This window comes from Alteromonas sp. KUL17 (assembly GCF_006538305.1).
GTDB classification, from domain to species: Bacteria; Pseudomonadota; Gammaproteobacteria; order Enterobacterales; family Alteromonadaceae; genus Alteromonas; species Alteromonas macleodii.
On sequence record NZ_BJKJ01000003.1, the window covers coordinates 143,493 to 169,059 of the forward strand.

Here is a 25,567-nt window from a genome sequence, read left to right on the forward strand (position 1 = left end):
CTATTTTCTCTAATAAATGACGCTAATGAAAGCCCATTTTTAACCTTATATTAACAGCATAGATAAGTATGCAGAAAACACCCAAAAAAAGGGCCTAAAGGCCCTTTTTAATGCTTAGCTATGCAAAAATATTTTATGCATCAGGGTCATTCTTGTTCCACCATAGGAATCTTGCTAGTGCAGGCAGTACAATTATTGCTCCAAGCATGTTCACGACGAACATAAATGTAAGCAAAATGCCCATATCCATTTGGAACTTAAGCGAAGAGAACACCCATGTGCTCACGCCTATTGCCAGCGTAATACCGGTAAATAGCACAGCACTCCCACGTTCTTTTAAGGCAGCGAAATATGCTTCTTGAACGGTAGCGCCTTTCTTCAGCATTAAGCTCTTGGTAGAGAGTATATAAATACCATAGTCCACACCTATACCCACGCCAAGTGCGATAACTGGTAATGTAGAAACGGTGAGGCCAATCTGAAGGTATGTCATTAGGGCTTGCGCCAGTACAGACACCACATACAGCGGAATAACAACAACTAACGTAGCACGCAGCGAGCGGAAGCTAATTAGACACAACGCAATAACGGCGCCAAATACATAAAGCATCATAGGATCTTGCGCTGCACTCACCGCTTCATTAGTTGCGGCCATCACGCCAACAGGCCCAGAAGCAAGACTGAACTTCATATCATCGGTTTGATATTCATCGCGATACGCTTTTACCGCTTCAACGACACGAGAGATCGTTTCTGCTTTGTGGTCTTCCATAAACAGAATAATTGGCATGACCGAGCAGTCGCCGTTAAGTAAACCAGACGACGTTGGAACGCGAGAAATTGCCTGCACCAATGTTTGCTGGTTACGAGGGAGTACCTGCCACTTAACGTTGCCTTCGTTGTAACCTGCGTTAACAATTTTTGCTACAGATGCCAACGAAACCGCCGATTGAACGCCTTGAACATTTTCCATTTTCCACTGGAAATCGTCCATGGCCTTCATCACGCTGTGTGACGTACAAGCTTCTGGTGTGGTTTCAACCAAAATAGAAATGTAATCTACCGTTACTTCGTACTTATCGGTAATCAGGAAAGTGTCCTGATTGTAGCGTGACGTTTCATGAAGCGCAGGTGCACCCGCATGTAAGTCCCCAATCTTCATATTCTGAGCTTGGAAATGACCAAACACGAATAGGATAGCAGTAACGATAAGAATTATTGCCGCAGGCTTTTTACGTGAACAAGCTGCGATGACTTCCCAGAATTTCGAATTAGCGTTTTCTTTACCCGCGAATTTTTCGACATATTTCTGGTCAAGTTTTAAGAAGCTCATCAGCACAGGCAGCAGCAACAAGTTGGTAAGAATGATTACCGCTACACCCATACTTGCCGTAATCGCCAACTCGCGAATAATGCCGATATCGATTACCAATAACGTCATAAAGCCAACCGTATCAGATAACAATGCAATTCCGCCTGGAACCAGCAAGTTTCTGAATGCCGCCATAGATGCCCGTTTAGCACCAATACCGGTTACTGCTTGTTTTTCTACCGCGTTAATCATCTGTACGCCGTGGCTCACACCAATGGCAAATACCAAAAATGGCACCAGTATTGACATAGGGTCCATACCAAAGCCAATTGAAGTAAGCAGGCCTAGCTGCCAGATAACGGCAATGATTGAGCATACTAATGGCAATAACGTAAGCATGATGCTGCGCGAGAAGAAATACACCATTACGGCAGTAATCGCGATAGCAATGGCGAAAAAGATCAACACGTCTTTTGCACCGTCGGCCACATCGCCAATCATTTTCGCAAAGCCAATTATATGAATAGACGTATTTTCGTTTTCATATTGACCGCGAAGCTGCTCTTCAAGCTCTGCTGCTAATGCCAATGTATTGAGAGGTTCGCCAGTTTGCGGGTCAATATCGAGCAATTGCGCTGTTACCATTGCGCAGCTGTAATCACTGGATACTTGTCTTCCGACGATGTTTGCCTTTTCTACGTTAGCTGCCACCAACTCTAATGCTTCTGGGCTCGCAGAATTAAAGTCGGCAGGAATGACTGGCCCGCCTGCAAAGCCGCCTTCCACTATTTCAGTAAAGCGTGTTGAAGGAGAGAAAAGCGAAATAACTAACGAACGATTCACCCCATTAATAAAGAAGAGTTGGTCGTGAACATTCTTTAGTGTATCGAAGAAGTTTTGATTGTAGATGTTATCGTTTTTATCACACACAGAAACTAATATATTGTTAGCGCCACCAAAATCTTGGCGGTGCTCAATGTACGTTTTCATGTATTCGTGATTTAGCGGTATGTTCTTTTCAAAACCTGCGTCTAAGCGCATTTGTGAAGCTTGGTAACCAAGGAAAACTGTGGCTATAGCAAACAAGGCTACGACAATTTTACGGTTTCCGAATACTAATTTTTCAAGAAAATGGGTCATTGTTTTTATACTGCCCTATTTTAAATTCAACGTTTTAATGCCATTCGCAGTAACGGCAATATTCTTACCTTTAAACTGTGTTGCATTAAGAAGCGCGGCTTTGTCTTTAATTTGTGAAACGACAATGCCTTCATCTGCTTCGCAATCTGAAAGGTTTGCATAGGGGTCTCGCATACTGGTGGGTAAAGGTCGCTGTGCGCTTACCATCATTCCGTTGTTACCCAAAGCATAAACCTTCGATTCAGAGCCAATTAGAATTGAATTTAGTGTGCTGGTTGAGCAAGTTTGTACGTATTCCCACTCACCTTCGTTTCTGTTAACAAATATATTTCCGCGAAGGCCAACCGCTAGAACGGTATTTTCATCAAGCGGCTTAATATCGAAAAACGATCCTGTATAGTCGACGTAATACCGTTCCCACGATTCTCCCATATTGGTACTTTTGGCTAGCAACCCGGCTTCGCCTGCCAGGTAAAGCGTATCACCATCAAGGGTAATTCTGTTTAAGTGGGGTAAAATAGATTCAAGTTCTTGCTGATAGAAGTCTTCATCTTCTTTTCGAATATCTTCAAGGTATTCTTGATCCATTGGGTCAAGCAGACTGGCATGACGTTCTGCCGTCCACGTTTTTCCACCGTCTAAGGTTCGATAGAACAAGCCATAGGCACCTGTAGCAATCCCCTGCTTTTCGTTGAAGAATAAAACGTCTAGAAATGGGCGCTGAAGGTCAGGTTGGAAATTTTGTATTTCCCACGTCTCGCCTTTATCTGAAGAATGAAGAATGACAGCGTCGTGGCCCACTGCCCAAATATTCTCGCCTACAACAGTTGTCGCTGTAAGCGTTGATTGTGTTGGTACGGCTTTTTGAGTAAATGCCTCACCATCCTCTGAAACTAACACGTGACCGCGTTCACCGACAATAACGACAAATGTATCAGCGTCTATGTCCAAAAGAACCGATTGCTCAACCAGTGGTGCCATGAATGCTTCTTCGGCGATTGCAGTTGTAGAGTAATTAACTGCGAAAGTGGCGGCAATGCACGCTGCAATGGTTTTTTTCATAATTAACCATTCCCCCTATTTATAATTGTCTGCATACAAAAACGGCTGGCAATTGCCAACCGTTTGTTGTTTAAGGCGATTAGCGCATACCTTCTCGTCGTAACGCCTGAGGTGTGAATTCCACATCTCGTGGGCGTACGGTGAAGTCGTACATCTCTTCTTCGTTATCGAGGCCAATGGCCAGGTAACGACGAGAGTTCAAGTCATGGTACACATCCAGCGTAGACCACTGGGTAGGTACTTCATAATAGTTCACACCATACGCTACACCAACACGATAAAGTTCGCCACGATTATCATACATATCAGCAACTTGAATTTGCCAGCTATCTTCATCAATGAAGAATACACGCTTTTGATAAATATGACGGAAACCGTCTTTCAATGTGGCTTCTACTTCCCAAACGCGGTGTTTTTCCCAACGTGTTAGGTCTGGATTAACGTGGTTTGGATTTAAGATGTCATCGTACTTCGCATTATCTGAATGAAGTGCATAGTTATTGTATGCAACGAACATTTCTTTCTTACCCACTAACTTCCAGTTGTAACGGTTTGGTGAGCCGTTAAACATATCAAAGTCATCGGTAGTACGAAGGCCATCAGCTGCAGTTCCAGGTGTATCATACGCAATGTTTGGGGCCAAACGTACACGTCGCTGACCCGTGTTGTAGGTCCATGCTTTACGCGGCTCTTTTACTTGGTCAACTGTTTCATGTACAAGCAGTGCTGTACCCGCCAAACGAGCAGGCTTTGTTACTTTTTGTTTAAACATGAAAAGGACGTTTTCGTCAGTAAGCTTTTCTGGTGTAGCACCTTCTTCTGCGTACTTAATTAATAACTGCTCATCGAAACCGATTACGTTGTAATCACCGCCAGTTGTTACTGCAGCTTGACCACCATTACGCTGAACCGCTTCACCGCGATAGCGAAGTATATGGTTCCAAATTGCTTCAAGACCATTTTGTGGAATTGGGAACGGAATACCAAGAACAGCCCCTTTAATTCCGTTACCGCCGTCTAATAGCTCCGCGCTAGTTGCATTTACCTTAGTTGCATCGTAGATAGCCTGGGGATTAGACGCAGAACGACGCGTTGGGTAAACCGGCATACGGAAGGTTTCAGGGTAAGCTTCGAAAAGCTTTTTCTGACCTTCAGATAGAAAGTCCGCATATTCTTTGTAGTTTTGTGCCGTGATTTCAAATAGCACTTTATCTTCAGGGTACGGGTCTGGATGGTGATCACCCACTGTGTAGCCCGCTGGTGCTGAAGTAATACCGCCAGTCCACGCTGGGATACTGCCGTCTGCATTACCTGCTTTCATAGCGCCCAGTGGCGTCAATTCGTTACCTAGTTTATTGGCATCTGCGTCAGACACCTTTGCCATCGTGCTTGCACCTGACAGAGCAAGTGACAAAGCCGCAGCGATAATTCCTACTTTTCTAATCATAAATACCACTCTTAGATTGCATATTTGATGTTAAATGAAACGAAGTCTCTGTCTGATAGCGCATTAGTAGTACCAATACCGCCCCAGAAAGCGCTGTACGACGCTGTTGCTGACCACTTGCTTAGGTAGTCGAACGTCAATGAAATTGCAGCAGACTTAACATCTTCTGTGAAAAGGAATAGAGGGTCTGGTGTTGTACCCTCTACATCGTGAGAGAATGTTGCACGAGCACGTAAGTTAATTCCGGCCATAATGTCGTTGTAATCAGCGACAGCAAGTAAGCGGTAACCCCACGCATCGTCAGTAGCAAACGGGTTAGTCTCTGGTCCGTCTGATAGCGCTTGGTGTAAACCTTCACGACTATTGCCATTGATAGGCTCCAGTGACGGCGTACGAGCTGTACCAGGCGCATTTAAGCGAATTACGTTCGGATCTGGCATATCTACAACGTTCACATAACCTACTTCGCCTAATAGTACGAAGTTGTCAGAGCCAAATTTAGGGCCAAACACGTGTGAGGCAGTAAACTGCATTTGCCATGTATCAGAGAATAGGAAGCCTTCTGCTGTCTCGCCAGGGCCTACCGTTCTACCAATGTTGTTTAGCTGTGAAATGCCTTGCAAATCTGGGCGACGCAGAGCCTCTATATCTGAATTTGCTAACTGTTCAGGCATACCCATATAAAGTAGTTCTACATCATCAATTTGAAGAGGTTCATCCACGCGATAAGCAAATTCACCTGCAAGCGCTGTAGTGCCGATATTGGTGTTGAAACTCATACCGTACAGTTTAATATCTTCAGGGTAGAAAAATTCAGACTTTGTGAATGCTCTTAAGTCGGTGATATTGTCCCGAGTAATTGTTATATTTGGGTCAGCTAACATGGCAAGGTCTGCCGCTATGCCTTCAGCAGTGAAATCAGAAGTAACACCTGAAATTAGTGGGCGCTGGCTGTGATAGTTTATATGATAAAAACTAAACTCAGTTTCATTCAAATTTTCAGCAAACCACGTCAAGCGTAAACCGTATTGACCCTGATCGTCCGCGTCATTGTGCGCTTCGTCAGAAAAACCGCGGATAGCCACTTTGGTTGGATAAGCAAGGTAGGCTTGCGAAATGTCAGCTGGATTAGCGCCAGAGCGAAGCAAATCGCCATATCCGTTTAACGCAGTGAGAAGGTGATCTAAGTCGATGTCTGGGTTACCACTGAAACCAAGCTGGATATTTTGGCGTTGACCGCCCTCACCTGCAAAGTCGTTGCCCGCGAAGTAGCTGCCAGAAACTGGAAGCCAGCTGCGCTGCCATTCGTACTGGTAATAACCAGAAATACTTACTGTGTCAGTCAAACCTAAAGACGCGTACACCATCCCTACTGGAAGGAATACTTCTTTAAGTTCTGCACCTGGAGCACGAGCTCGTGTTACATCAACAGGGTTCGTTGTGTTAATACCGTGCTGGATGAATGTACTTTCACCCCAACTGATCACCTGACGGCCTACACGAAGCGTAAGTGGTTTGTCGCCAATCCACCAGTCGCCATAAAAGAATGCGTCGTAAAGACGTACATCGGTACACAGTAGGTCTTCTGCTTCAGGGTCTTGACACAAGTCGTATTGGTTACCCGTTATTGGGTTAGAGTATGGACGGTCGCCGTCCATTTGCTCAAAGTCGTAGAACCAGAAACCACGGGCGAAGAAACCATAGTCGCCAAAATTGATATCTAATTCATGGGTACCTGAAATTTGCGTTGCAAACGCGTCACCTGGATCGTGTGCAAGGTTACCAAGGTCACCATTGGTGGAATAACCACCATCTGCTAAACCCCACACGTCGCTACTTGGGTATAAAGGGTTGAAAGCTGCGTGATAACCGCTCCAGTCGAATTGAGGATGGTTACTGTTACCTATAAGGTCGTAATCTCTTGCCTCTGTTCGAATACTTGTAGCTAATGTAAATGTTGAATCTAAAGATATACTTACATCACCCACTTGCCAATTCGCAGCGTGTGCTGGTACTGCAGCAGCACCTAGCAGTGAGAGAACTCCCGCTGCTACCGGTGATATCTTAAAAGCGCTAGGCCCGTTTTTCATATTTTTATACTCCCAAGTCGATGTGACTTAATACGTGACATCATGACCAACCATAACGATTAACAAAATCATTACATCATTTTGCCATAACCGCAAGAACTAATCCTACCAGTTAACAAAATTTACAACATTAGTCGTATCAAATAGTTATTGCTTTATTGTGAGTATAAAAGGCATTTATAAACTTGCAGGAAAAATGTACAGAAATATTGCGAAACTGTTGCGTTAAGTATTTTGGAACGCTCAATGACAAAAGAAAACGCATAAGTGTTACGTATGGGAGTGGTGAAAACTTGTATGCAAGAGAGTAACTCGTCGCGTACAAAAAAGGCTCTATGCGAGCCTTTCAAAGGATTTTATTTTTTGTTGGCATCAATAATCATCCTAAAACGACCTTTAATACCATCAGACGTAACAAATTGCCTGAGCCGGTTGGTCGGTACTTGGACGCTTAGGCCTGATTCACTGACCATGACCACATCTGGCATAGATGGAATATAAAGCACCTCACATTGCTTGTAAGGTGCATTTATTGAAAAGTAAAAAACCGAGTCAGTTTGGCTAATGCTTGTCATAAGCAAGGCTTTTACTTACTTTCTCAAACAAATCTTTACTTAAACCTTTGTGATTAAGCAAACGGCCAAGCTGTTGCTTCATATGCACCTGATGCTCGCTTGCAAAGCCCTGCCATTGCGTCAGTGGCGTTACAATACGGGCGGCAACCTGTGGGTTGACCGCATCGAGCTTAAGTAAGTAGTCGGTTACAAATTTATACCCACTGCCATCGAGTGCATGAAACCTTTCGCTGTTATAGAAAGCGAAGCTACCAATAACAGAACGAACACGGTTCGGATTACTCATTGCGAACTGCGGGTGTTCGCACAACATAGTGATAGTTGCGAAAATATCGTCGCGATTTTGTGTCGCATGAAGCGCGAACCATTTGTCCAACACAAGAGGATCATGATTCCATGATTCCTCAAACTGAGCCATCAAACTGTCGAAAGTGGTGGCGCTACAGTGTTGTGCGCTTCTCAACGCGCCTAGCGTATCTGTCATATTGTCAGCGGTTTCAAACTGAGAAACCACAATATGCTCGTGTTGGGGTAACCGCGCTAAGTGTGCAAGCACGACATTTTTGCAGCGACGTTGATTCACCGCTTCTTGCGTGTAGCAATACGCGCTTTTCTCGATATTTTCGAAGACTTGTTTTAGCTCTTTTTCGAGTGCGCGAGCAAACTGGTCGCAAAACGCTTTTCTCGCTTTCGAAAGTGCGGAAACGTTTATGTTACTTCGGCTTTGGCACAGTGTCTCAAACGAAGGTATGACTAAACATTCACTCAGCAATTCAAGGTTGTTCTGCTCTTGGGCAATCGCTTGCTTGATACCGTTCCAGATTTCATTGCTAATACCAGACCCCGGCGATTCCTCTAATTGCTTCACACAGCGGTCATACAACGTTTGCATTGCATCCCACCGATTAAATGGATCCTTCGCATGCTTAAATATAGTAAGTAAAGACTCTGTCCCCAATGGGTTTTCTACTTTCGCTGGCGCTGAGAAGTTACCCAATACTACAGGTGTTAAATTAGTCGTTTTGGCTTCTACAGTAAAACGCATAGCATCATCTTTTAAAATGACCATGCCGTTTTGAATTAACGACTCGTTGTCTGTATAGCTTTTCCCCTCATCATCAATAATCTCGATATTTACAGGAATATATAGAGGAAGCTTTTCTTTCTGATCAGAGGTTGCAGGTGTGTGCTGTGACAATGTAAAGCTATGCTTAACAATGCCATCATCATCAACCTCAGTGCTGTGTGCGACAGAAATCACTGGCGTACCAGATTGACTATACCAGCGGGTAAACTGGGTTAAATCTAAATCAGTAGCAGACTGCATTGCTGAAATGAAGTCATCACAGGTGACAGCCTGACCGTCGTGTCTTCTAAAGTACTCGTCCATACCACGTCTGAAGCCATCTGGCCCCAATAATGTGTGGAACATGCGAATAACTTCAGCGCCTTTGTCATAAACCGTCACCGTGTAGAAGTTGTTCATTTCAATGACTTCTTCTGGACGAATTGGATGACTCATTGCACTCGCATCTTCTGCAAACTGGTGTTCTCGCATAACACGAACGTGCTTTATACGATTACTTAACGCCGAAGTCATATCAGCGCTGAACTGTTGGTCTCTAAATACAGTAAGCCCCTCTTTAAGGCTTAGCTGGAACCAATCGCGACAAGTAACACGGTTGCCGGTCCAGTTGTGGAAGTACTCGTGCGCGATAACCGACTCAACATTGAAAAAGTCATCGTCGGTGGCACTTTTTTGATCGGCTAATACAAACTTACTGTTGAATACATTTAAGCCCTTGTTTTCCATCGCTCCCATATTGAAGAAATCGACGGCAACAATCATGTAGATATCTAAGTCGTACTCTAACCCGAACACATCTTCGTCCCACTTCATCGCCCGTTTGAGAGATTCTAATGCGAAAATGCCTTGAGACTTTTTGCCTTTATCAACATAAAGTTCTAGCGCAACCTCTTTACCGCTAGTGGTGGTGTAGCTATCGGTAAGTAAATCGAAGTCACCGGCAACTAGAGCAAAAAGGTAGCAAGGTTTTGGATGTGGATCGTGCCATTTAACAAAATGCGTATTTTCGTCAACCTCGCCCTTGTCCACTGGGTTGCCATTGGCCAAAAGCATCGGTACTGATTTGTCGGCAACTACCGTCACTGTGTAGACCGACAAAACATCCGGGCGGTCCATGAAGTACGTAATGCGACGAAACCCTTCCGCTTCACACTGCGTACAATAGGCATCACCTGATAAATACAAGCCTTCCAGCGCTTTGTTGTGCTCAGGGGCAATGGTATTGGTAATTTCTAAGACGAACTCATCAAGTTCAGTAACCACGCTTAAAGCGCTATCTGTTACCGTGTATTCATTATCAGATAGGTGCGTACCGTTAATAGAAATAGAATCTAGCGATAAATTATCGCCATCAAGTACTAATGGACTATCGTGCGCGCCATTGCGAGTGACGGACAACGTGCTGATAACTTTGGTTTGCGTTGGGTGTAGCGTTATATGTAGGTCAACTGTCGCTATTGAAAAAGCGGGCGGCTGGTAATCCGCCCGGCGTTTAGCTTGAACTGACATAGATCCTCCTGGAAGAAAGCCTACGTGGGTTTAATTGGAACTCTGTGTTAAACCGTATCTTTGCTGTTTACTTCAACATGCGGTGGCGTAATACGTAAAATCTTAATACCTAAATACGCATAAATAACAGCAAGGATCGGGTTGATTACGTTGAAGAATGCATAGAATACGTAATCAAATGGATTGACTAATAAAACACTGTGCATGTAAGCACCACAGGTGTTCCAAGGAATAAGTGGAGACGTAAGTGTGCCGCCGTCTTCAAGGCTTCGAGAAAGATTCAATTGGTCTAAACCACGCTTTTTGAATTCTTCTTTGTACATACGGCCTGGCATCACGATTGAAATATACTGATCTGCAGTAACCAGGTTGGTACCAAAACAAGTAAGAATGGTTCTGCTCACCATATCCCCTGCGGATTTTGCACCAATTAATATCGCAGAAACTGCACGCTTTAATAGGCCAACACGCTCTAATACGGCACCAAACGACATTGCACAGATGATCAACCAAATGGTATTTAACATAGAAGACATGCCACCACGAGAAAGTAAGCTATTTAAGTTCTCGTCAGGTGTTGAGAAGCTTACGCCATCGAATAGCGCAGTCCAAACTACCTTCAACGCGCCTACATTCACCGAGTCGTCACCACTTGCCATAGAAGTAACCACATCCCACTGGAAAACTACTGCCCAAACGCCACCTAACAAAGCGCCGATAAAAACAGCTGGAAACGCAGGCATCTTTTTAATCGCTAAGGTGAGCAAAACGACAAGGGGAATTAACAAATGCCAACCTAAGTCAAAGGACTCGTTTAACAAAAGTTGCATCTGTTCAATGCGTTCTGCTTTGGCCTCACCCACTTCACTAAAGCCCAGTACCGTAAATAGAATAAGCGCAATAACAAAGCTCGGAATCGTCGTCCAAAGCATGTAACGGATGTGCTCAAATAAATCCGTGCCCGCAACGGCAGGCGCTAAGTTTGTTGTTTCAGATAAGGGCGAAATTTTATCGCCAAAGTATGCACCTGAAACTACTGCGCCGGCGGTTATTGCTGCCGACATTTCCATGCCTGCAGAAACGCCCATTAGCGCAACACCCACAGTCGCCGCGGTAGTCCAAGAACTACCTATACTCATTGCAACAACCGCACAAATCAGACAAGCGGCAGCATAGAAAAACGAGGGGTTAAGCAACTCTAAACCGAAATAGATAAGCGTAGGCACGGTTCCGGCTAGCATCCATGTGCCAATAAGAGAACCTACCGCTAACAGAATTAAGCAGGCACCTAAAGACATTGAGATACCGTCTACAATGCCCTTTTCGATAGTTTTCCAGCTGTAGCCATTTTTCATTCCAATGATAGCAGCTAAGCCCATCGCTAGAAGAAGTGCAATTTGGTTTGGACCGTAAGAAGAGTTATCGGCAAACAAATAAACTGCGCTTCCCATCATTATGACTAACGCAAGAATAGGAAGCATTGCATCGAGAAGTGACGGCGTTTTTATTTCTTTATTCGTCATTGTCGTTTTTTAAAACCTTATTATTGTATTTGTAACGCGTTAAGCGTGCTGTCCGCTTTTTACCAGAATGCTTTAGAAGACTGAGCGGTAGAACATAAGCGCAATGATAACGGGACACACAAAGCGTACGTACCAAGGCCAAATCTTCCAGAAAATGCTGTGTTCAGCAAACTGATCACCTTGTTTAAGTTCATCGAGTATTGCATCTCTGCGCCACACCCAACCTGCGAAAATACACAAGGCGAGCCCTAGTAACGGTTGGCTATACTCGGTAGTTAATGCGATAACAAAGCCGAACAAGGTTTCAAAATTTAAAATGATGATGCAGCTTAATACAAAGATCACCGATGCCATTAATAACACGGCCTTTTTACGTTGAAGGCCTTTACTTTCTACCATAAACGCAACGGGAACTTCTAACATTGAAATTGAAGACGTGACGGCAGCAATTGTCATTAGCGCGAAAAAGGTAAAAGCAACGAAAAGACCTACGCTACCAATGGTATCAAACAGTGCTGGTAGTACTTTGAAAATCAGCGTGTCACCTTGGATTAACGCGCCTTCCGGTGTGAAGATTTCAACGCCGTTGTTTAACGCAACGTACATGGCCGGGATAATAAGCATACCCGCAATAACCGCAACACCGATATCGACAAGCGCTACCGACGCACCAATGCTAGGTAGATTTTCATTTTTACTTAGGTATGAACCATAAACCAGCATGGTACCCACACCTAAAGACATTGAGAAAAAGGCTTGTCCCATGGCGTTAATTAATAAGTCTGGGTCTAGAACGCGAGAGAAGTCAGGTACTAAATATGCTGACCAACCTTCTACGGCACCAGGCTGTAGGCTCACATAAACAATCAATGCAAGAATGAGAATAACCAATGTAGGCATCAAACGCACTGACCACTTCTCAATGCCGGACTTCACACCTCCGACAACGATAAATGCAGTTAAACCCATGAATAAGAAGCAGAAAATAATGTTACGCGTAACTGATGAAGTGAGTAGCCAGTCGCTAGCGCTCGTAAATCCCACCATGCTAACGGCAGCATCGGCGAAATACACCAGCATCCATCCGCCTACAATAGCGTAGAATGCAAGGATAAGTGACACGGTAACACAGCCCCAAATGCCCGTTAGCCTTCCGACGAAATTGCCTGATATTTTACCTAAAGCGTCAACCATATTTGAACGTGAACTACGTCCGATTATAAGTTCTGCCATAAGTACGGGATAAGCGAGTACAAAAGCCAGCAGTAAGTATACGAGAACAAATGCTGCGCCACCGTTACTTGCTACCTTTGTAGGAAAGCCCCAAATATTACCTAGTCCTACTGCCGAGCCTGCCGCTGCTAGCACGAACCCTATTCGAGAGGAAAATTCGCCTCTGATAGCCATGTTATTTCCCTTTATTATTGTTTTAATAATTTATAGACACAAAAAAAGGGCTGGCCCTAGACCAGCCCTTTTCTCTAATCACTTAATTTCTTGTGATAGCGTAACGGCCTGTTTCGATCATATCGAAAGTAATATTGGCTGCCTCGTCCAAGAATGGATCTAATTCTTCCATATCTTCAGGTAGGTCGTCCAATGTTGTAACAGTTTCCATTCCCAATCGCTGTAAACGTTCGTTAGCACGAGCAAGCGACTTCTCTTCCGCCTCTTTTTTCTCGCCTTCACGTACAGATTTAACTAATGAGATGAAGTTCTTGTCTTTATTTTCCTTATATTCCTTTATGTCGTCTTGGATATAAGAAAACTCAGGATCTTGTAAAATACGTTTGTTGTGCTTCGCTGTTAAAACATCAAGCGCAGCAGTACCGTCTGCAAACGTCGTATAGTTAGCGCGATTGATACTGTCCCATGGCAACGCATTTTCCGCTTGGCTTTCTCCCCATTCAGCTGGTTCAACCGCCGATGGATAAAGAATGTCAGGAATAACGCCTTTATGCTGTGTGCTGCCGCCGTCAATGCGATAGAACTTGGCGATAGTAAACTGAACACTACCTAATGGGTTGTCGTAAAGGTCATAAATTTTACCTAAACCGCGATGCTGCTGCACTGTCCCTTTCCCGAAGGTTTGTTCACCAACGATGAGAGCACGGTTGTAGTCTTGCATCGCTGCCGCAAAAATCTCTGAAGCAGACGCGCTATATCTGTCAACTAATACGGTTAACGGGCCATCATAAGCCACTTCGCCATCTGTATCACGGTTAACGCTAACTTTGCTTTGACCGTATCGAATTTGAACCACCGGGCCTTTTTCGATAAATAGGCCAGTAAGTAACGTTGCTTCTGTTAGAGAGCCACCGCCATTACCGCGCAAGTCTACGATAACGCCTTTAACGTTTTGCGCTTTCAAGCTTTCTATTTCTTTAGCAACATCCATACTAAGGTTGTTATAAAAACTTGGAATGGTGATTACACCTAGAGGTTCACCCGCGTGAGGACCAGTCTCTGGCACATATACTTCCGATTTGGCTGCGCGATCTTCTAACTTAATTTTATCGCGAGTAAGGCTAACTACCGACGTGGTCTTCGCGTCCGTGGCTCCTTTTTCAACCTGTAGACGAACAGTACTTCCTTTCGGGCCTTTAATTAACTCAACCACTTCGTCCAATCGCCAACCAATCACATCAACAAACTCTTCGTCGTCTTGTGCTACGCCAACAATTTTATCTTCTGGTTTTATTGCGCCAGACTCGTCTGCAGGACCGCCAGGTACAACGCTTTTGATTACCGTGTAATCATCTTCGCTTTGTAATACTGCACCAATACCTTCAAACGACAAGTTCATGTCCATTTGAAAACGTTCAGCGTTACGCGGAGATAAGTAACTGGTGTGAGCTTCAATTGTACGTGCGAATGCATTCATTGCAGTTTGAAAAACGTCTTCGCTCTTTGCTTGCTTAGTGCGCTTAATCGCTCGCGTATAGCGTTTGGTAAGAAGTTCTTTCGCCTCTTCCCATGTTTTGTCTGCAAGTATTAGATTTAACGCGTCGTACTTGACGCGTTGACGCCAAATTTCATCCAGCTCAGCTTTATTAGCTGGCCATTCAGCATCTTCTCTGTCGTAAAAGAACTTATCGCCTTCTTTTTCAAAATCAAAAGGGCCCTTTTCTAACAGTGCAAGTGCAAACTCGTAACGTTCAATTCGACGCTTCGCACTTACATTGTACATATCGTAGGCAACAGAAAGATTGCCTTTACTCAGCGCATCATCAAACAATGTGCGGTATTTCTCAAAACCCACAACATCAGACAGCAATAACACTTGTTTATTGTGATCTAATGAATCGATGAAGCGCTGGTAAACTCTAGCTGAGAGTGCATCATCCAACGAAATTTCCTTGTAGTGCGCCCTGGTAAAGAGTGCGCTTACTCGCTTAGCTGCAACACTGTGTTGAGATTCCTGTTGTAAAATGGGAAGCTCGTCTACCTCTGGTGTTGACGTAACTGCGCCTGCTCCTACCCCAACGGTAAGAAAAGCACTGGCGATGGAAATTCGAAGGATGTCTCTCATATTTTACGACCTCTTGGAGCGTGCCAAACGTAAAGCGTCTGCGTTTACTTTAACTACCATGCCTGAGTCTAATTGAACGTGAATGCCATCTTTAGCTACTTCGGTAATTACTGCAGGCATAGGTGCTTTACCTAATTTAACGGTAACTTGCGTACCTTGCTGTAAATCGCTATCTGTCAATTTCGCAGGTGGTGTATTGTTTGGTCTGTTATTTTTCGGTTTAGTTCCGCGCTTAGTATCAGCATGGTCCGAATTTGCAGATTTTTCACCTTTTGGACGATTAAATTGACGTTTATCTTTTCGCTTAGGCTGCTGAGCTAGCTTAGCTTTGCGCTTTTCAGCTGCTTTTGCTTTGCTTTCTTCTAACTGCTGCTGCGCATGATCAGCGTGTTCTTTTTCAATTGCATCGCCTTCAACGCCGTCTAAATCTACACGGTTTGCACCTTCTTTGATGCTATGAAGATAGCGCCAGCTGTTGGTGTAATGTCGTAGTGTAGAACGAAGTAAGGTTTTGCTAACGCGTTCCTCTTCTTCTAAACGTGTGGCAAGATCTTGAAAAATACCGATCTTAAGTGGGCGGGCCTCGCCTTCAATGCTAAAACATTTCGGAAAGGTCTCTGCAAGGAAAGCTATCACTTCCTTACTGTTGGTAAACTTCTCTGGTGATTCCATTAACTTTCTAAATTATTCAGGAGATTTCATCGTTACTTGCATCATCCCAAGTTGCCAGCGTGTGGTCAACCCAATCAAGCAATTCGTCGTCATCTATTTCTAATAAATGCTTATCTTGTTGCCAAGATTCCCATGCGTAGTGCAAAATTTGCTCTAAACGCTGTGTTTCAATATCTTCTTCTGCATTGTCGTACACCGCATGTAAGATGAAATTTAAACGTTCAGATGCCTCATCTGGGTCATCATGAAAGTCTTCCATATCCTCATACGTGGATAAAACAACGTGAATATCAACACTGGATTTCATAATTATTTCTGCGAATCCATAAGAATTTGAGCAATTTCAACGAGCCCTTTTTCGTCTTCTTCGGTAAAGCGTTCAAAAACAGGGCTGTCGATATCAAGTACGCCAACCAGCACATCGTTTAGCACTAGTGGAACAACAATCTCAGAGTTTGACGCAGCATCACAGGCAATGTGTCCTTCGAACTGATGAACGTCTGCTATACGCTGAACAGTTCTGGTACTTGCACTCGTTCCGCAAACGCCTTTTCCAAGTGGAATGCGAATACATGCTGGTTGCCCCTGAAATGGACCGAGTACCAACTGGTCCTCTTTATATAGGTAAAAACCTGCCCAATTTACCTCTTCGAGGCTATTGAAAAGCAGCGCACTTATATTTGCCATGTTAGCGATAAGATCGTGCTCGCCAGAAACCAAGCTCTTTGCTTGGTTTATTAACTGACCGTACTGTTGTTCTTTCAAACGAATTTCCTGCTATTGAACAATGTTAAAAGACACATTAACACGCGCTTCTATGCGCTCTTGGCCAGGTAAAGACATAGACATGTCTTTGGCAAAAGCTTCTGCGCGCATTACTGGAATCGGCATATTGCCACCAGATTCTGAGATTGCAACAACTTCACCTACTTCAATCTCTAATTCTTTTGCTAATAACTGTGCACGTTGCTTTGCGTCTTTTACCGCAGAGATAAGTGCTTTTTGATAGGCATCGCCTTCACCAACTGAAATAAAGTTGAATTGTTGTATGCGATCAACACCTCGTTTAAGCACGCCATCTAATACTTTGTCATAAGTTTCAAGGTCAGTAGATGTGACGGTGATATCTCGTGACAACGTGAAACCTTCTTGCTGACGGCCTTGTGGCGTATTGATATAACGAGGTTGTAAGCGTACCTGCATACTCTGAATGTGCTTTTCATCTATACCTTGATTAAGCAAGAACTTAACAATAGAACGCAGATCCGAATCAAGCTGAGTGTTCAGTTTACCTACTGTATTACCTTCTTCTTCAACAACGAGTGTGACTGAATAAGCGTTTGGTGTCACTTCTACCTCTCCTACGCCTTGCACATTTATAACCGCTTCTTGTGCGGCCTGTGCGGCAACCATAGGTGCAGATAAGGCAATAAATGATGATGCTAACAATGCTTTTTTAACTACACTTTTAGCTGTCGAATAAGTATTAGTACGCGTGATCATTTTCATAGAGATTCCTTTTTTATGGTGCCTTTTAATTACGTTACCTAAAGGATAAATGTTTAAAACTGAATAGTTTATGAATATACGCAATAAACGAAATCTTAGCACTGAACTAAGACGAGAAGAGATATAACTTCGCCGAGATGCGCTTTTTATGAGGCAAGACCCAAAAATGGATAAGTAATACCAGTCAACTTGATGTAGTGCCACTATACCTGCGGTAACACGGCGTGATTACGAAGATTTCAAATATCACTGAGTGGGTAATGATCTATGCGGACTGATATCTAAGCGCTATGTTAAATAGGTTTTATATGCTAAATGGTTAAAAGCCAACCGTTCAGCTAAGCATCTCGCTGAACGTGTTGACCGAAAAGAGTAAAAGGCGCTAGGCGTTTTACTTAAGCACAGTGCGCAACGCAGCAAGGCAGTGATCGATATTACGGGGTTTACATGCGTATCCCATAAGACCAATTCGCCATACTTTACCGGCATGATCGCCTAAACCGGCGCCGATTTCTAAATTAAAATCTTCAAGCAATTGCTTGCGAACGGCAGCATCGTCTACGCCGTCTGGAATTTTAACTACATTTAATTGAGGCAAACGATAAGCACTGTCTACCGTTAGCTCTAACCCAAGTTCACTTAAACCCTGCGCAAGTTTTTCATGACCCAATGCATGACGCTGCCACGCATTTTCTAAGCCTTCTTCTTTTAAAATCAGAAGTGCTTCGTACATAGCGTACATACTGTTGACAGGTGCGGTATGGTGGTAGGCACGCTTGGCGCCCTGCCCCCAATAACCAACAATCAAGTTCATGTCTAGAAACCAGCTTTGCACTTTCGTTTTTCGGTTTTGAATAACGTTAACTGCTCTTTCACTAAATGAAACAGGAGAGATACCCGGCACGCAACTCAAACACTTCTGTGAACCTGAATAAATAGCGTCAATGCTCCAACCGTCAACATCTAACTCGATACCTCCAAGAGAGGTAACTGCATCAACAATGCTAAGACAATCATACTTTTTAGCCAGCTCACAAAGCGCTTTGGCTTCATTGCGTACGCCCGTAGATGTTTCGGCGTGAACAAAGGCAAGGATCTTTATATCCGGATTGGCTTTAAGGGTGTCTTCTACCACATTAAGGTCAGTTTGCTCGCCCCATGTATTGTTGACGGTAATAGCCTCACCACCACAACGCTCTACGTTTTCGACCATTCGATTGCCAAATACGCCGTTAATACACACGAGTACCTTATCGCCTGGTTCTACAAGATTAACAAAACATGCCTCCATTCCTGCTGAGCCCGGAGCAGAAATAGGCATAGTAAGTGCATTGTCAGTTTTAAATGCATATTGTAAAAGCTGTTTGGTTTGGTCCATTAACTCAATGAATAATGGATCGAGATGACCCAGGGTGGGTCTCGCCATGGCGTTTAGAATTCTGGGGTTAACATCGGATGGTCCTGGACCCATCAAAGTCCGTTCAGGGGGAATAAAAGTAGAAAATGATTGCATAATCCATCCTCGTATTAATGTAAGAGCCTGTTTTTAGAGTCAGTATCACGCATATTTAGCATGAACGTTGACGTCATACTACAAGGATAATGGCATGGTACAACCGTCTGTTTTCAACATAACTTACATGAATGAAAGTATGTCTATATATTTAACAAGGGTATACATTAACAACGCTTCATCACGTGGATAAAATGTGTGCAACATGTGGATATAAACTGTACACCTTTTTGCTCAAAAAACACCACATCCGACCAGTCTTTAGTCCATTGATTACTAACGTATAAGTTCTACAATTTAATTGACGTTGAGAGTGTAAGATAAAATTCACACAAAAATTGTTTATAATTTAAACAAATGTATTCTATACTCATTGTCCGTTTAAAAGATTTTATTTAAACTCTCCTGTGTAAAAGTTAGCGCACGGCTCAGCAATGAGCCATTCCCCTAGGCCCGGAACGTTTGTTCTGGGCATTTTTTATGGGGATTCAAAATATCGCGAACAGCCTAGTCTTAAATTTCAGCTATCAATTGGCTGTAATGATGACTTATATGTTTTGGCGTTATCTACGTAATGTTCAGCGGATGCTTTTAGTTTGGGTTCGATCTTCTCATCAAATGTTCTAATGACTTTACCAGGCGCTCCAACTACTAAACTGTAATCAGGAATTTCCATGTTTTCCGTTATCAAAGCGTTAGCGCCAATGATGCAGTACTTTCCAATTTTTGCACCGTTTAATACGACAGCGTTAATTCCTATCAAGGAATAGTCACCAATCTCGCAGCCGTGAAGCATGACTTTATGTCCTACTGTTACCCCTTCACCTAACACTAAAGGAATACCTGCATCGGTGTGTAATACGCTGCCATCTTGGATATTCGTATTTTTACCAACGGTTATCTTGTCCATATCGCCGCGTATAACCGCATTGAACCAAACGCTTGAACCCACTTTGAGTTCAACATTACCAATAACATGTGCGCCTGGCGCTATAAACGTATTTTCATCAACCAGCGGTGATGTAGAACCTAATTTGTAGCGCATTACCCTCTCCCTATTCGTCTACTTTTCTCATTAATCCTTCTTGCATGGTTGACGCAACAAGTTCACCATTTTGGTTAAATATTTGTCCGCGTACCAAACCTCTAGAGCCTCCGCTAAAGGGACTCTCCATTGCATACAATAACCATTCGTTCATATTGATTGTGCGGTGGAACCACATAGCATGGTCTATCGTTGCGATTCGAAGTGATTTATCGGTTACCGCAACACCGTGTGGTTGAAGCGACGTACTGAGAAAATGATAATCTGATGCGTAAGCAAGCGCAGCTTGATGAACAGTCAGTGATGCATTCATTGTGTCTCTTGCTTTTAACCAGATATAACGCGTCGGTTCGCGTTTCGCTGACTGGTAAGAGTTAGCTGCATCTACCGTGCGGATATCTACAGGTTTATGATAGCTCAACGCTTCTTGCATAGGCCGTGCAATTTTATTGAAGTTAGCTTCATAGAATTCAATGTCAGACTGCACATCTTCCGGCGCAGGCACATCTGGCATTGTTGGGTTTTGATGCTCCATGCCATCTTGAGGAACCTGAAAAGACGCTGTCATGTAGAAAATATTTCTACCATCCTGAATGGCTTTAACCCGTCTAGCAGAGAAACTTCTGCCGTCTCGCACTACTTCAATATCGTAAACTACAGGCTTTTTAGCATCGCCTGGTAGTAAAAAATAAGTGTGGAATGAGTGTGCGACTCTACCAGCCTCCACTGTTTCGTATGCAGCTGCTAACGCTTGCCCCAAAACTTGTCCACCAAACAAGGCGCGGAAGCCTAAATCCCAGCTTTGACCTCGATAGATGCCAGCTTCCACTGTTTCGAGTTCAAAAAGTGACGATAGTTTAATCTCAGACATGTTGTACTTTCTCTTCAATTACTGCTTTTGGGTTTCGCGGGTAGTACTTTTCAGGCAATTTTGCTTTATGCTCGAAAAAGCGCGTATCTTTATAGGGTAACTTCATAAACCCTGAAATGCCTAGCCCTTTTATTTTGGGAATTTGCTGAACGAGTTGCGCTAATAATGCGTGGAAGCGCTCTTCTTGGCTGTGATCAAGCAACGTGTAATAGTTGTGAATTTTCAAATGCCGCGGTAATGCTTCAAATATAATACAACCAGTGTGATGTATTGTATTAAGTTGAACGATGGTATCGATAATCTCCTGAGGCAGCTTTAATAGTTCGTCCGGATCATCGCCATCTTCGAAATAGGAGTGAGTACGGCTTTCATCCTTTTGTGCAGAAACCCGTGATAGTTCGTAGGGAATAAACATACCGCCTGCTGGTTTAAAGTCTTCATCTTCACTTTCGCGTTCAATGTGCAGCGTGTTTTTGGCGTTGAACATACAACATTTGAACACCGCAGGCTTGTGAATAGCCCTTGCTAAATTAATGACATTATTCACTGCTAAATCAAACGCAGCTTTCATTGATTCATCATACAAGTTCAAGCTTGAATCGACATATATACCTTCTGGCTCCCAGCGCACGGCCATACCGCCAACTACAGGGTAACGGCCTAATCTGCTTATTGCTGAAACAAATGCTTTTTCGGTATCCCCCATGCCCTGTAAATAGTTTTTGTAGTAGCGGTCAAATTGCGCATCGTCTATATAACGAAGTTCCTCTACGTCTTTTTCATCTAACGAGTCAGACAGTCTTGCTTGTTGGCGTAGGTAAGATTTTCGAGAGCTGTAAACAACGGTTTCAATATCAGCACGGTTCTGAGTGTGGGCCAGCCATGTAGGGATCAACGGTGTATATTGCGTTGGCTTGTCTTGAGTGAAAACCATATTCTTCAAAACGTGGAGATGATTAAACAGGTAATCTCCGCCTTGTCTTCTCTTTGTAGGATCTTCACTGAGCATGTGCTCAAGGATATTAGCAAGCATTTTAGGAAGACCAAGGGATGAAGGTGTAATAACCTTGCTTCCGTAACGACACGATTGCCCTGATGCTAATGCATATAATGTACTGGCCAAGCCTTGTTCATCGAAGCGGGGGCTGGAGAGTGCGCCATTAAGCTGCTCCTCGCCAATAAAATAAACATCGCCAAGTCGAGCATTAGTTTGATGCAGTTCACCCGACATTAAATCCATGACATTGTTACCCACATATTGCCCAGTGATGTCAGTCTGTGCGAACACTGAAGAGCCCCAATCAATCAATCCAACCGATTCATTTTCGGCATCCCAAACCAGATTCGAGGGCTTTATGTCTCCGTGCACAATGGGTTTAATTTCTCCATTTTCACTGTATTGGCGAAAACTGGATAAAAGTTCGCCGACCTGCACTGCAATTTTGACGATAATACGGGGCGAAAGTGGACCTGTTTTCAAGCTGACTTTTTCTAGGTCTTCGCCAGGTGCGCGCCCCATAACTAAGATGGATTGTTTGCGTATTTGTTGATATTCAATGAACCGCGGCACAAACTCATGATTAACGTGAGAAAGCATAAAAGCTTCCTCTTCTAGTCTATCTTGCACATGCTGCGGCAACGTTATTCGCGAAAACTTAAATACCCGTGATTCACCGCTTGGCGCGTTCCCTGCAAACGCAAACCCAAAGGCTCCTTTCCCTAAAAGTTCGATGTCACTGTACCCCAACCCTTCTAACTGCGAGATACAAAGGTTTACCCAGTCTTTTAGTTTTTTCGCATCCGCATGAGATAGCAGATATATCGACTGCTCATCGGGTATATAGAAATGTTTTAGGCCTTTGAGTTGCGACATGTTTTTTACTTCACACTTTTAGTGACTTTTTGAAACAGATTAATCAGCAGCGATACGCTTACCATTGTTAAACTGCACAGCAATCAATTATCTTCGTTTATCCAAGTAACATGCGCTGTAGCGTGATAACCCGTTTCATCGGCACCTAACATACCAACAACGCTTTCTAGCGCGCTCTCTAAATTAGCATCTAATTGCCAAGGCGGGTTTAACACGAATACGCCAGAACCATACATTCCAGCATCTGGGGTATTTTCTGCTACATGTATTTCTGCTTTAAAACAGGGTTTACCTAATGCTGCAAGCTTCTCGCACATAGCTTCACTTGCACCACTTTTGGCGCCAGCCCTCTCTGACAATAGTGGATACCACACTACGATTTGTGCCTGCTGCCAGCGTTTAAATACCTGTTCCACACCCTTAACAAGGTCGCTATATTCATTCACGCGCTCATAAGGAGGATCGATTAAAATAGCACCACGATTGGGTTTAGGTGGAGTAAGTGCGCGAAGACCTTCATATCCGTCTCGTTTATGTACGTGGCTGTTACGGGTGCGTAAACGGGACACGTTGTTGTCTAGTTTATCGAATTCCGCAGGATGAAGTTCCATTAGGTGTAAGTTATCACCATCCCTTTTCGCTTTTGCACTTATTGCAGGCGAGCCCGGATATTGCTGCTGCGCCAAAAATGATTCGCACAACGATAGATAGTCGGCCAACAAATTTGGCAAGTCCTGAACGCCTTTATCATCTATAAGCAAACGAGATATACCCGTCTCATACTCTTTATTTTTTGATGACATGGCGTCGGTTAGATCGTACGCGCCCGCGCCTGCGTGGGTGTCGAAAAGCGTAAAAGGTTTATCTTTTTTCTTTAATGCGTTAATAACGCCAATCCAACAAAGATGTTTAATGACATCAGCGTGGTTGCCCGCATGAAAGGCATGTTGATAACTAAGCACAAAACCTCAGTAAAATTCTCGTTTGTTTATAGTGCTCTATAATAACGTCAACGCGCTTTGAGGTATACAAAACAAAAAAGGGCCAATAGTTTTACTATTGGCCCTTTAAAAATATTGCTACTGCAAATCAAATTGGTTTGAATGATATCACTTAAGGTGCATCAACATTTTTTCCGGCTGAGTTAGGTAACTCATCCAAAGGTTATTGAATCGCACCATAGTCGCACCATCAATAATACGGTGGTCGCCAGACCAATTAACCGCCATGATATTTTGCGCGCTAACGTTCCCTTCATCGTCAAATCGTGGAAGTTTCTGCGTTTTACCGAGAGCAACAATAGCAGCTTCTGGCTTATTAATTACTGGCGTTGCGGTAATACCGCCTATTGCACCGATATTAGAGATACTAATCGTACCGCCTTTTAGGTGCTCGCCAGCTACGCGGCCCGCTCTGGCTTGTTCGATAATATCCTGCATTTGAACAGCAATATCCAACAGAGATAGGTCTTGAACACGCTTAATATTGGGTACAAGCAAACCAATTTTAGAGTCTACTGCAAAACCAATATTGTGATCTGCGAAGTAGCTTATCTCAGTGGCGTCTTCGTTAAGCTGACTGTTAATGACAGGGAACTCATTAAGTGCCAACGACATCGCTTTAACGAAAAACGGCATAAAGCTAAGTTTTACGTTTTTCGCTTCAAATTCAGGTTTAAGCAGCTTGCGTAGTGACATCAAGTTGTCCATTACCAACTCGTCACTTACTGTGAAGTGAGGGATAGTATAGACCGAAGCCGACATTTGCTTCGCCATAGCGGCCTGAATACCGCGTACTTTTTCCGTTCTAACGCTGCCTTTAACTACAGTGTTTACACTACTCGAATCGCCCTTTTGTGACGTAGATGAGCTTGAAGAAGACGGTGCACTTTGAGTCGAACTACCAACGCTGGGCTGTTGTAAATTCAGCACGTCAGACTTAAGAATTCGCCCCTTTTTACCCGAGCCTTTCACCGAAGAAAGGTCGATATTCTTTTCTCTCGCAACGCGCCTTACCGCGGGGCTTGCCAACACTTTACCTTCTATAGCAATCGGTGGCTCGTACTCGCCGTCGCTGAACTTTGACGGTGCCACTTGCGTTGATTGCTGACTTAAACCGTTTGTTTGAGTTTGCACTGAGCTTTGTGAAGCATCGTTTGATGAACCGGTGTGTGAAGATGGTGAAGCGTCAGCTGTGCTGTTACTCGCCGAGGCTTCGCCGACAACTTCTAGTGCAAATAATGCGCTATGCACTTTTGCTATATCACCTTGCGCGTAATAAAGACGATGCACTGTGCCCGCGTTTTTAGCAGGTATTTCTACCACTGCCTTGTCGGTCATCACTTCTACAACGGCTTGATCTTCTTCAATTTCATCGCCTTCAGCCACGTTCCATTTCACAATTTCGCACTCGACAATACCTTCACCAATATCTGGCAAAATAAAGTCTTCGATGTGCTTGCCGTTTGAAGCGTTTGAAGAAGCACTGTCATTCGCTGTCGCTGTTTCAGCCGCATTGTCTTTTACTTCCGCTTGCGCGTCTTCATGTGTATCTGAGTTAGCGTCGGCATCATCTGGCGTCATAGAGAATAATGGTGCGTGCACTTTAGCAATATCGCCTACCGCGTAATGCAGTTTATTAACCACACCCGCATGCATTGCAGGAATTTGCACGGTAGCCTTGTCGGTCATTACTTCCGCGACAGGTTGATCTTCTTCTATATGCTCACCTTCAGAAACTAACCATTCCAGAAGTTCACATTCAACTATACCTTCACCAATGTCCGGTAAGATAAATTCAATTGTCAT

Annotated in this window: 19 protein-coding genes; all 19 read right to left on the reverse strand. The window is 43.8% G+C overall.

Translation table 11 applies throughout. The features are described from left to right. Positions 1-133: 133 nt before the first annotated feature. The 19 genes from KUL49_RS03960 to KUL49_RS04050 all read right to left on the reverse strand — a co-directional run bounded on the left by KUL49_RS03960 (position 134) and on the right by KUL49_RS04050 (position 25,567). Positions 134-2,452 carry an RND family transporter gene (locus tag KUL49_RS03960; RefSeq protein WP_069944360.1) on the reverse strand — a complete coding sequence of 773 codons (2,319 nt, stop codon included), beginning with the start codon at positions 2,450-2,452 and terminating at the stop codon, positions 134-136. A gap of 15 nt (positions 2,453-2,467) precedes the next feature. Then, on the reverse strand, positions 2,468-3,514 hold the full coding sequence (locus KUL49_RS03965) for a YCF48-related protein (protein WP_131136372.1): 1,047 nt from the start codon (positions 3,512-3,514) through the stop codon (positions 2,468-2,470). A 79-nt stretch (positions 3,515-3,593) separates the two neighbouring features. Then, positions 3,594-4,961, reverse strand: coding sequence for a DUF1329 domain-containing protein (locus KUL49_RS03970; RefSeq protein WP_131136373.1), 1,368 nt, complete (start codon positions 4,959-4,961; stop codon positions 3,594-3,596). Positions 4,962-4,972: 11 nt separating this feature from the next. Beyond that, positions 4,973-7,051 (reverse strand): DUF1302 domain-containing protein, encoded by a 2,079-nt coding sequence (locus KUL49_RS03975; RefSeq protein ID WP_131136374.1) that lies wholly within the window; start codon positions 7,049-7,051, stop codon positions 4,973-4,975. A 356-nt stretch (positions 7,052-7,407) separates the two neighbouring features. Further along, positions 7,408-7,626, reverse strand: a complete 219-nt coding sequence (locus KUL49_RS03980; RefSeq protein WP_242633715.1) for a DUF2835 family protein — start codon at positions 7,624-7,626, stop codon at positions 7,408-7,410. After that, a complete protein-coding gene (gene pepN / locus KUL49_RS03985) occupies positions 7,613-10,222 on the reverse strand; it encodes an aminopeptidase N (RefSeq protein ID WP_131136375.1) in 2,610 nt (869 codons plus the stop codon). The genes KUL49_RS03980 and pepN overlap by 14 nt, the downstream gene beginning before the upstream one ends. A gap of 47 nt (positions 10,223-10,269) precedes the next feature. Beyond that, positions 10,270-11,745 (reverse strand): Na+/H+ antiporter NhaC, encoded by a 1,476-nt coding sequence (nhaC, locus tag KUL49_RS03990; RefSeq protein ID WP_014979337.1) that lies wholly within the window; start codon positions 11,743-11,745, stop codon positions 10,270-10,272. 72 nt (positions 11,746-11,817) lie between these two features. Beyond that, entirely contained in the window at positions 11,818-13,152 is a 1,335-nt protein-coding gene (locus KUL49_RS03995; RefSeq protein WP_131136376.1) for a sodium-dependent transporter, read from the reverse strand. A gap of 82 nt (positions 13,153-13,234) precedes the next feature. Then, positions 13,235-15,277, reverse strand: a complete 2,043-nt coding sequence (gene prc, locus KUL49_RS04000) for a carboxy terminal-processing peptidase (RefSeq protein WP_014949543.1) — start codon at positions 15,275-15,277, stop codon at positions 13,235-13,237. A 3-nt stretch (positions 15,278-15,280) separates the two neighbouring features. Then, a complete protein-coding gene (proQ, locus tag KUL49_RS04005) occupies positions 15,281-15,949 on the reverse strand; it encodes an RNA chaperone ProQ (protein ID WP_014949542.1) in 669 nt (222 codons plus the stop codon). Between the two features lie 16 nt (positions 15,950-15,965). Then, positions 15,966-16,256: a hypothetical protein gene (locus KUL49_RS04010; protein ID WP_014949541.1), complete on the reverse strand. Its 291-nt coding sequence runs from the start codon at positions 16,254-16,256 to the stop codon at positions 15,966-15,968. Between the two features lie 2 nt (positions 16,257-16,258). After that, complete coding sequence (locus KUL49_RS04015; protein WP_131136377.1) at positions 16,259-16,714, reverse strand: GAF domain-containing protein; 456 nt, start codon at positions 16,712-16,714, stop codon at positions 16,259-16,261. Positions 16,715-16,726: 12 nt separating this feature from the next. Continuing rightward, the gene (locus KUL49_RS04020; protein WP_131136378.1) at positions 16,727-17,458 is read right to left on the reverse strand and encodes an SIMPL domain-containing protein; all 732 of its coding nucleotides are present in this window, start codon (positions 17,456-17,458) and stop codon (positions 16,727-16,729) included. Positions 17,459-17,849: 391 nt separating this feature from the next. Further along, positions 17,850-18,971, reverse strand: a complete 1,122-nt coding sequence (locus KUL49_RS04025; protein ID WP_039227716.1) for an alanine--glyoxylate aminotransferase family protein — start codon at positions 18,969-18,971, stop codon at positions 17,850-17,852. Between the two features lie 520 nt (positions 18,972-19,491). Then, entirely contained in the window at positions 19,492-20,016 is a 525-nt protein-coding gene (locus tag KUL49_RS04030; protein WP_131136379.1) for a gamma carbonic anhydrase family protein, read from the reverse strand. 10 nt (positions 20,017-20,026) lie between these two features. Beyond that, on the reverse strand, positions 20,027-20,887 hold the full coding sequence (gene tesB, locus KUL49_RS04035) for an acyl-CoA thioesterase II (protein WP_131136380.1): 861 nt from the start codon (positions 20,885-20,887) through the stop codon (positions 20,027-20,029). After that, on the reverse strand, positions 20,880-22,760 hold the full coding sequence (locus tag KUL49_RS04040; protein WP_039227720.1) for a phosphotransferase: 1,881 nt from the start codon (positions 22,758-22,760) through the stop codon (positions 20,880-20,882). The genes tesB and KUL49_RS04040 overlap by 8 nt, the downstream gene beginning before the upstream one ends. Before the next feature lie 83 nt (positions 22,761-22,843). Beyond that, on the reverse strand, positions 22,844-23,722 hold the full coding sequence (locus tag KUL49_RS04045) for a 23S rRNA (adenine(2030)-N(6))-methyltransferase RlmJ (RefSeq protein WP_131136381.1): 879 nt from the start codon (positions 23,720-23,722) through the stop codon (positions 22,844-22,846). 147 nt (positions 23,723-23,869) lie between these two features. After that, entirely contained in the window at positions 23,870-25,567 is a 1,698-nt protein-coding gene (locus KUL49_RS04050; RefSeq protein WP_131136382.1) for a dihydrolipoyllysine-residue acetyltransferase, read from the reverse strand.

Bases quoted from the DNA above. Each gene is read 5' to 3' on its own strand.
- tesB (WP_131136380.1), bottom strand. From the start codon at position 20,887: ATGTCTGAGATTAAACTATCGTCACTTTTTGAACTCGAAACAGTGGAA.
- proQ (WP_014949542.1), bottom strand. From the start codon at position 15,949: ATGGAATCACCAGAGAAGTTTACCAACAGTAAGGAAGTGATAGCTTTC.
- KUL49_RS03970 (WP_131136373.1), bottom strand. From the start codon at position 4,961: ATGATTAGAAAAGTAGGAATTATCGCTGCGGCTTTGTCACTTGCTCTG.
- KUL49_RS04030 (WP_131136379.1), bottom strand. From the start codon at position 20,016: ATGCGCTACAAATTAGGTTCTACATCACCGCTGGTTGATGAAAATACG.
- KUL49_RS04025 (WP_039227716.1), bottom strand. From the start codon at position 18,971: ATGCAATCATTTTCTACTTTTATTCCCCCTGAACGGACTTTGATGGGT.
- nhaC (WP_014979337.1), bottom strand. From the start codon at position 11,745: ATGACGAATAAAGAAATAAAAACGCCGTCACTTCTCGATGCAATGCTT.
- KUL49_RS04020 (WP_131136378.1), bottom strand. From the start codon at position 17,458: ATGAAAATGATCACGCGTACTAATACTTATTCGACAGCTAAAAGTGTA.
- KUL49_RS03980 (WP_242633715.1), bottom strand. From the start codon at position 7,626: ATGACAAGCATTAGCCAAACTGACTCGGTTTTTTACTTTTCAATAAAT.
- pepN (WP_131136375.1), bottom strand. From the start codon at position 10,222: ATGTCAGTTCAAGCTAAACGCCGGGCGGATTACCAGCCGCCCGCTTTT.
- KUL49_RS03960 (WP_069944360.1), bottom strand. From the start codon at position 2,452: ATGACCCATTTTCTTGAAAAATTAGTATTCGGAAACCGTAAAATTGTC.
- prc (WP_014949543.1), bottom strand. From the start codon at position 15,277: ATGAGAGACATCCTTCGAATTTCCATCGCCAGTGCTTTTCTTACCGTT.
- KUL49_RS03965 (WP_131136372.1), bottom strand. From the start codon at position 3,514: ATGAAAAAAACCATTGCAGCGTGCATTGCCGCCACTTTCGCAGTTAAT.
- KUL49_RS04050 (WP_131136382.1), bottom strand. From the start codon at position 25,567: ATGACAATTGAATTTATCTTACCGGACATTGGTGAAGGTATAGTTGAA.
- KUL49_RS03975 (WP_131136374.1), bottom strand. From the start codon at position 7,051: ATGAAAAACGGGCCTAGCGCTTTTAAGATATCACCGGTAGCAGCGGGA.
- KUL49_RS04010 (WP_014949541.1), bottom strand. From the start codon at position 16,256: ATGAAATCCAGTGTTGATATTCACGTTGTTTTATCCACGTATGAGGAT.
- KUL49_RS03995 (WP_131136376.1), bottom strand. From the start codon at position 13,152: ATGGCTATCAGAGGCGAATTTTCCTCTCGAATAGGGTTCGTGCTAGCA.
- KUL49_RS04040 (WP_039227720.1), bottom strand. From the start codon at position 22,760: ATGTCGCAACTCAAAGGCCTAAAACATTTCTATATACCCGATGAGCAG.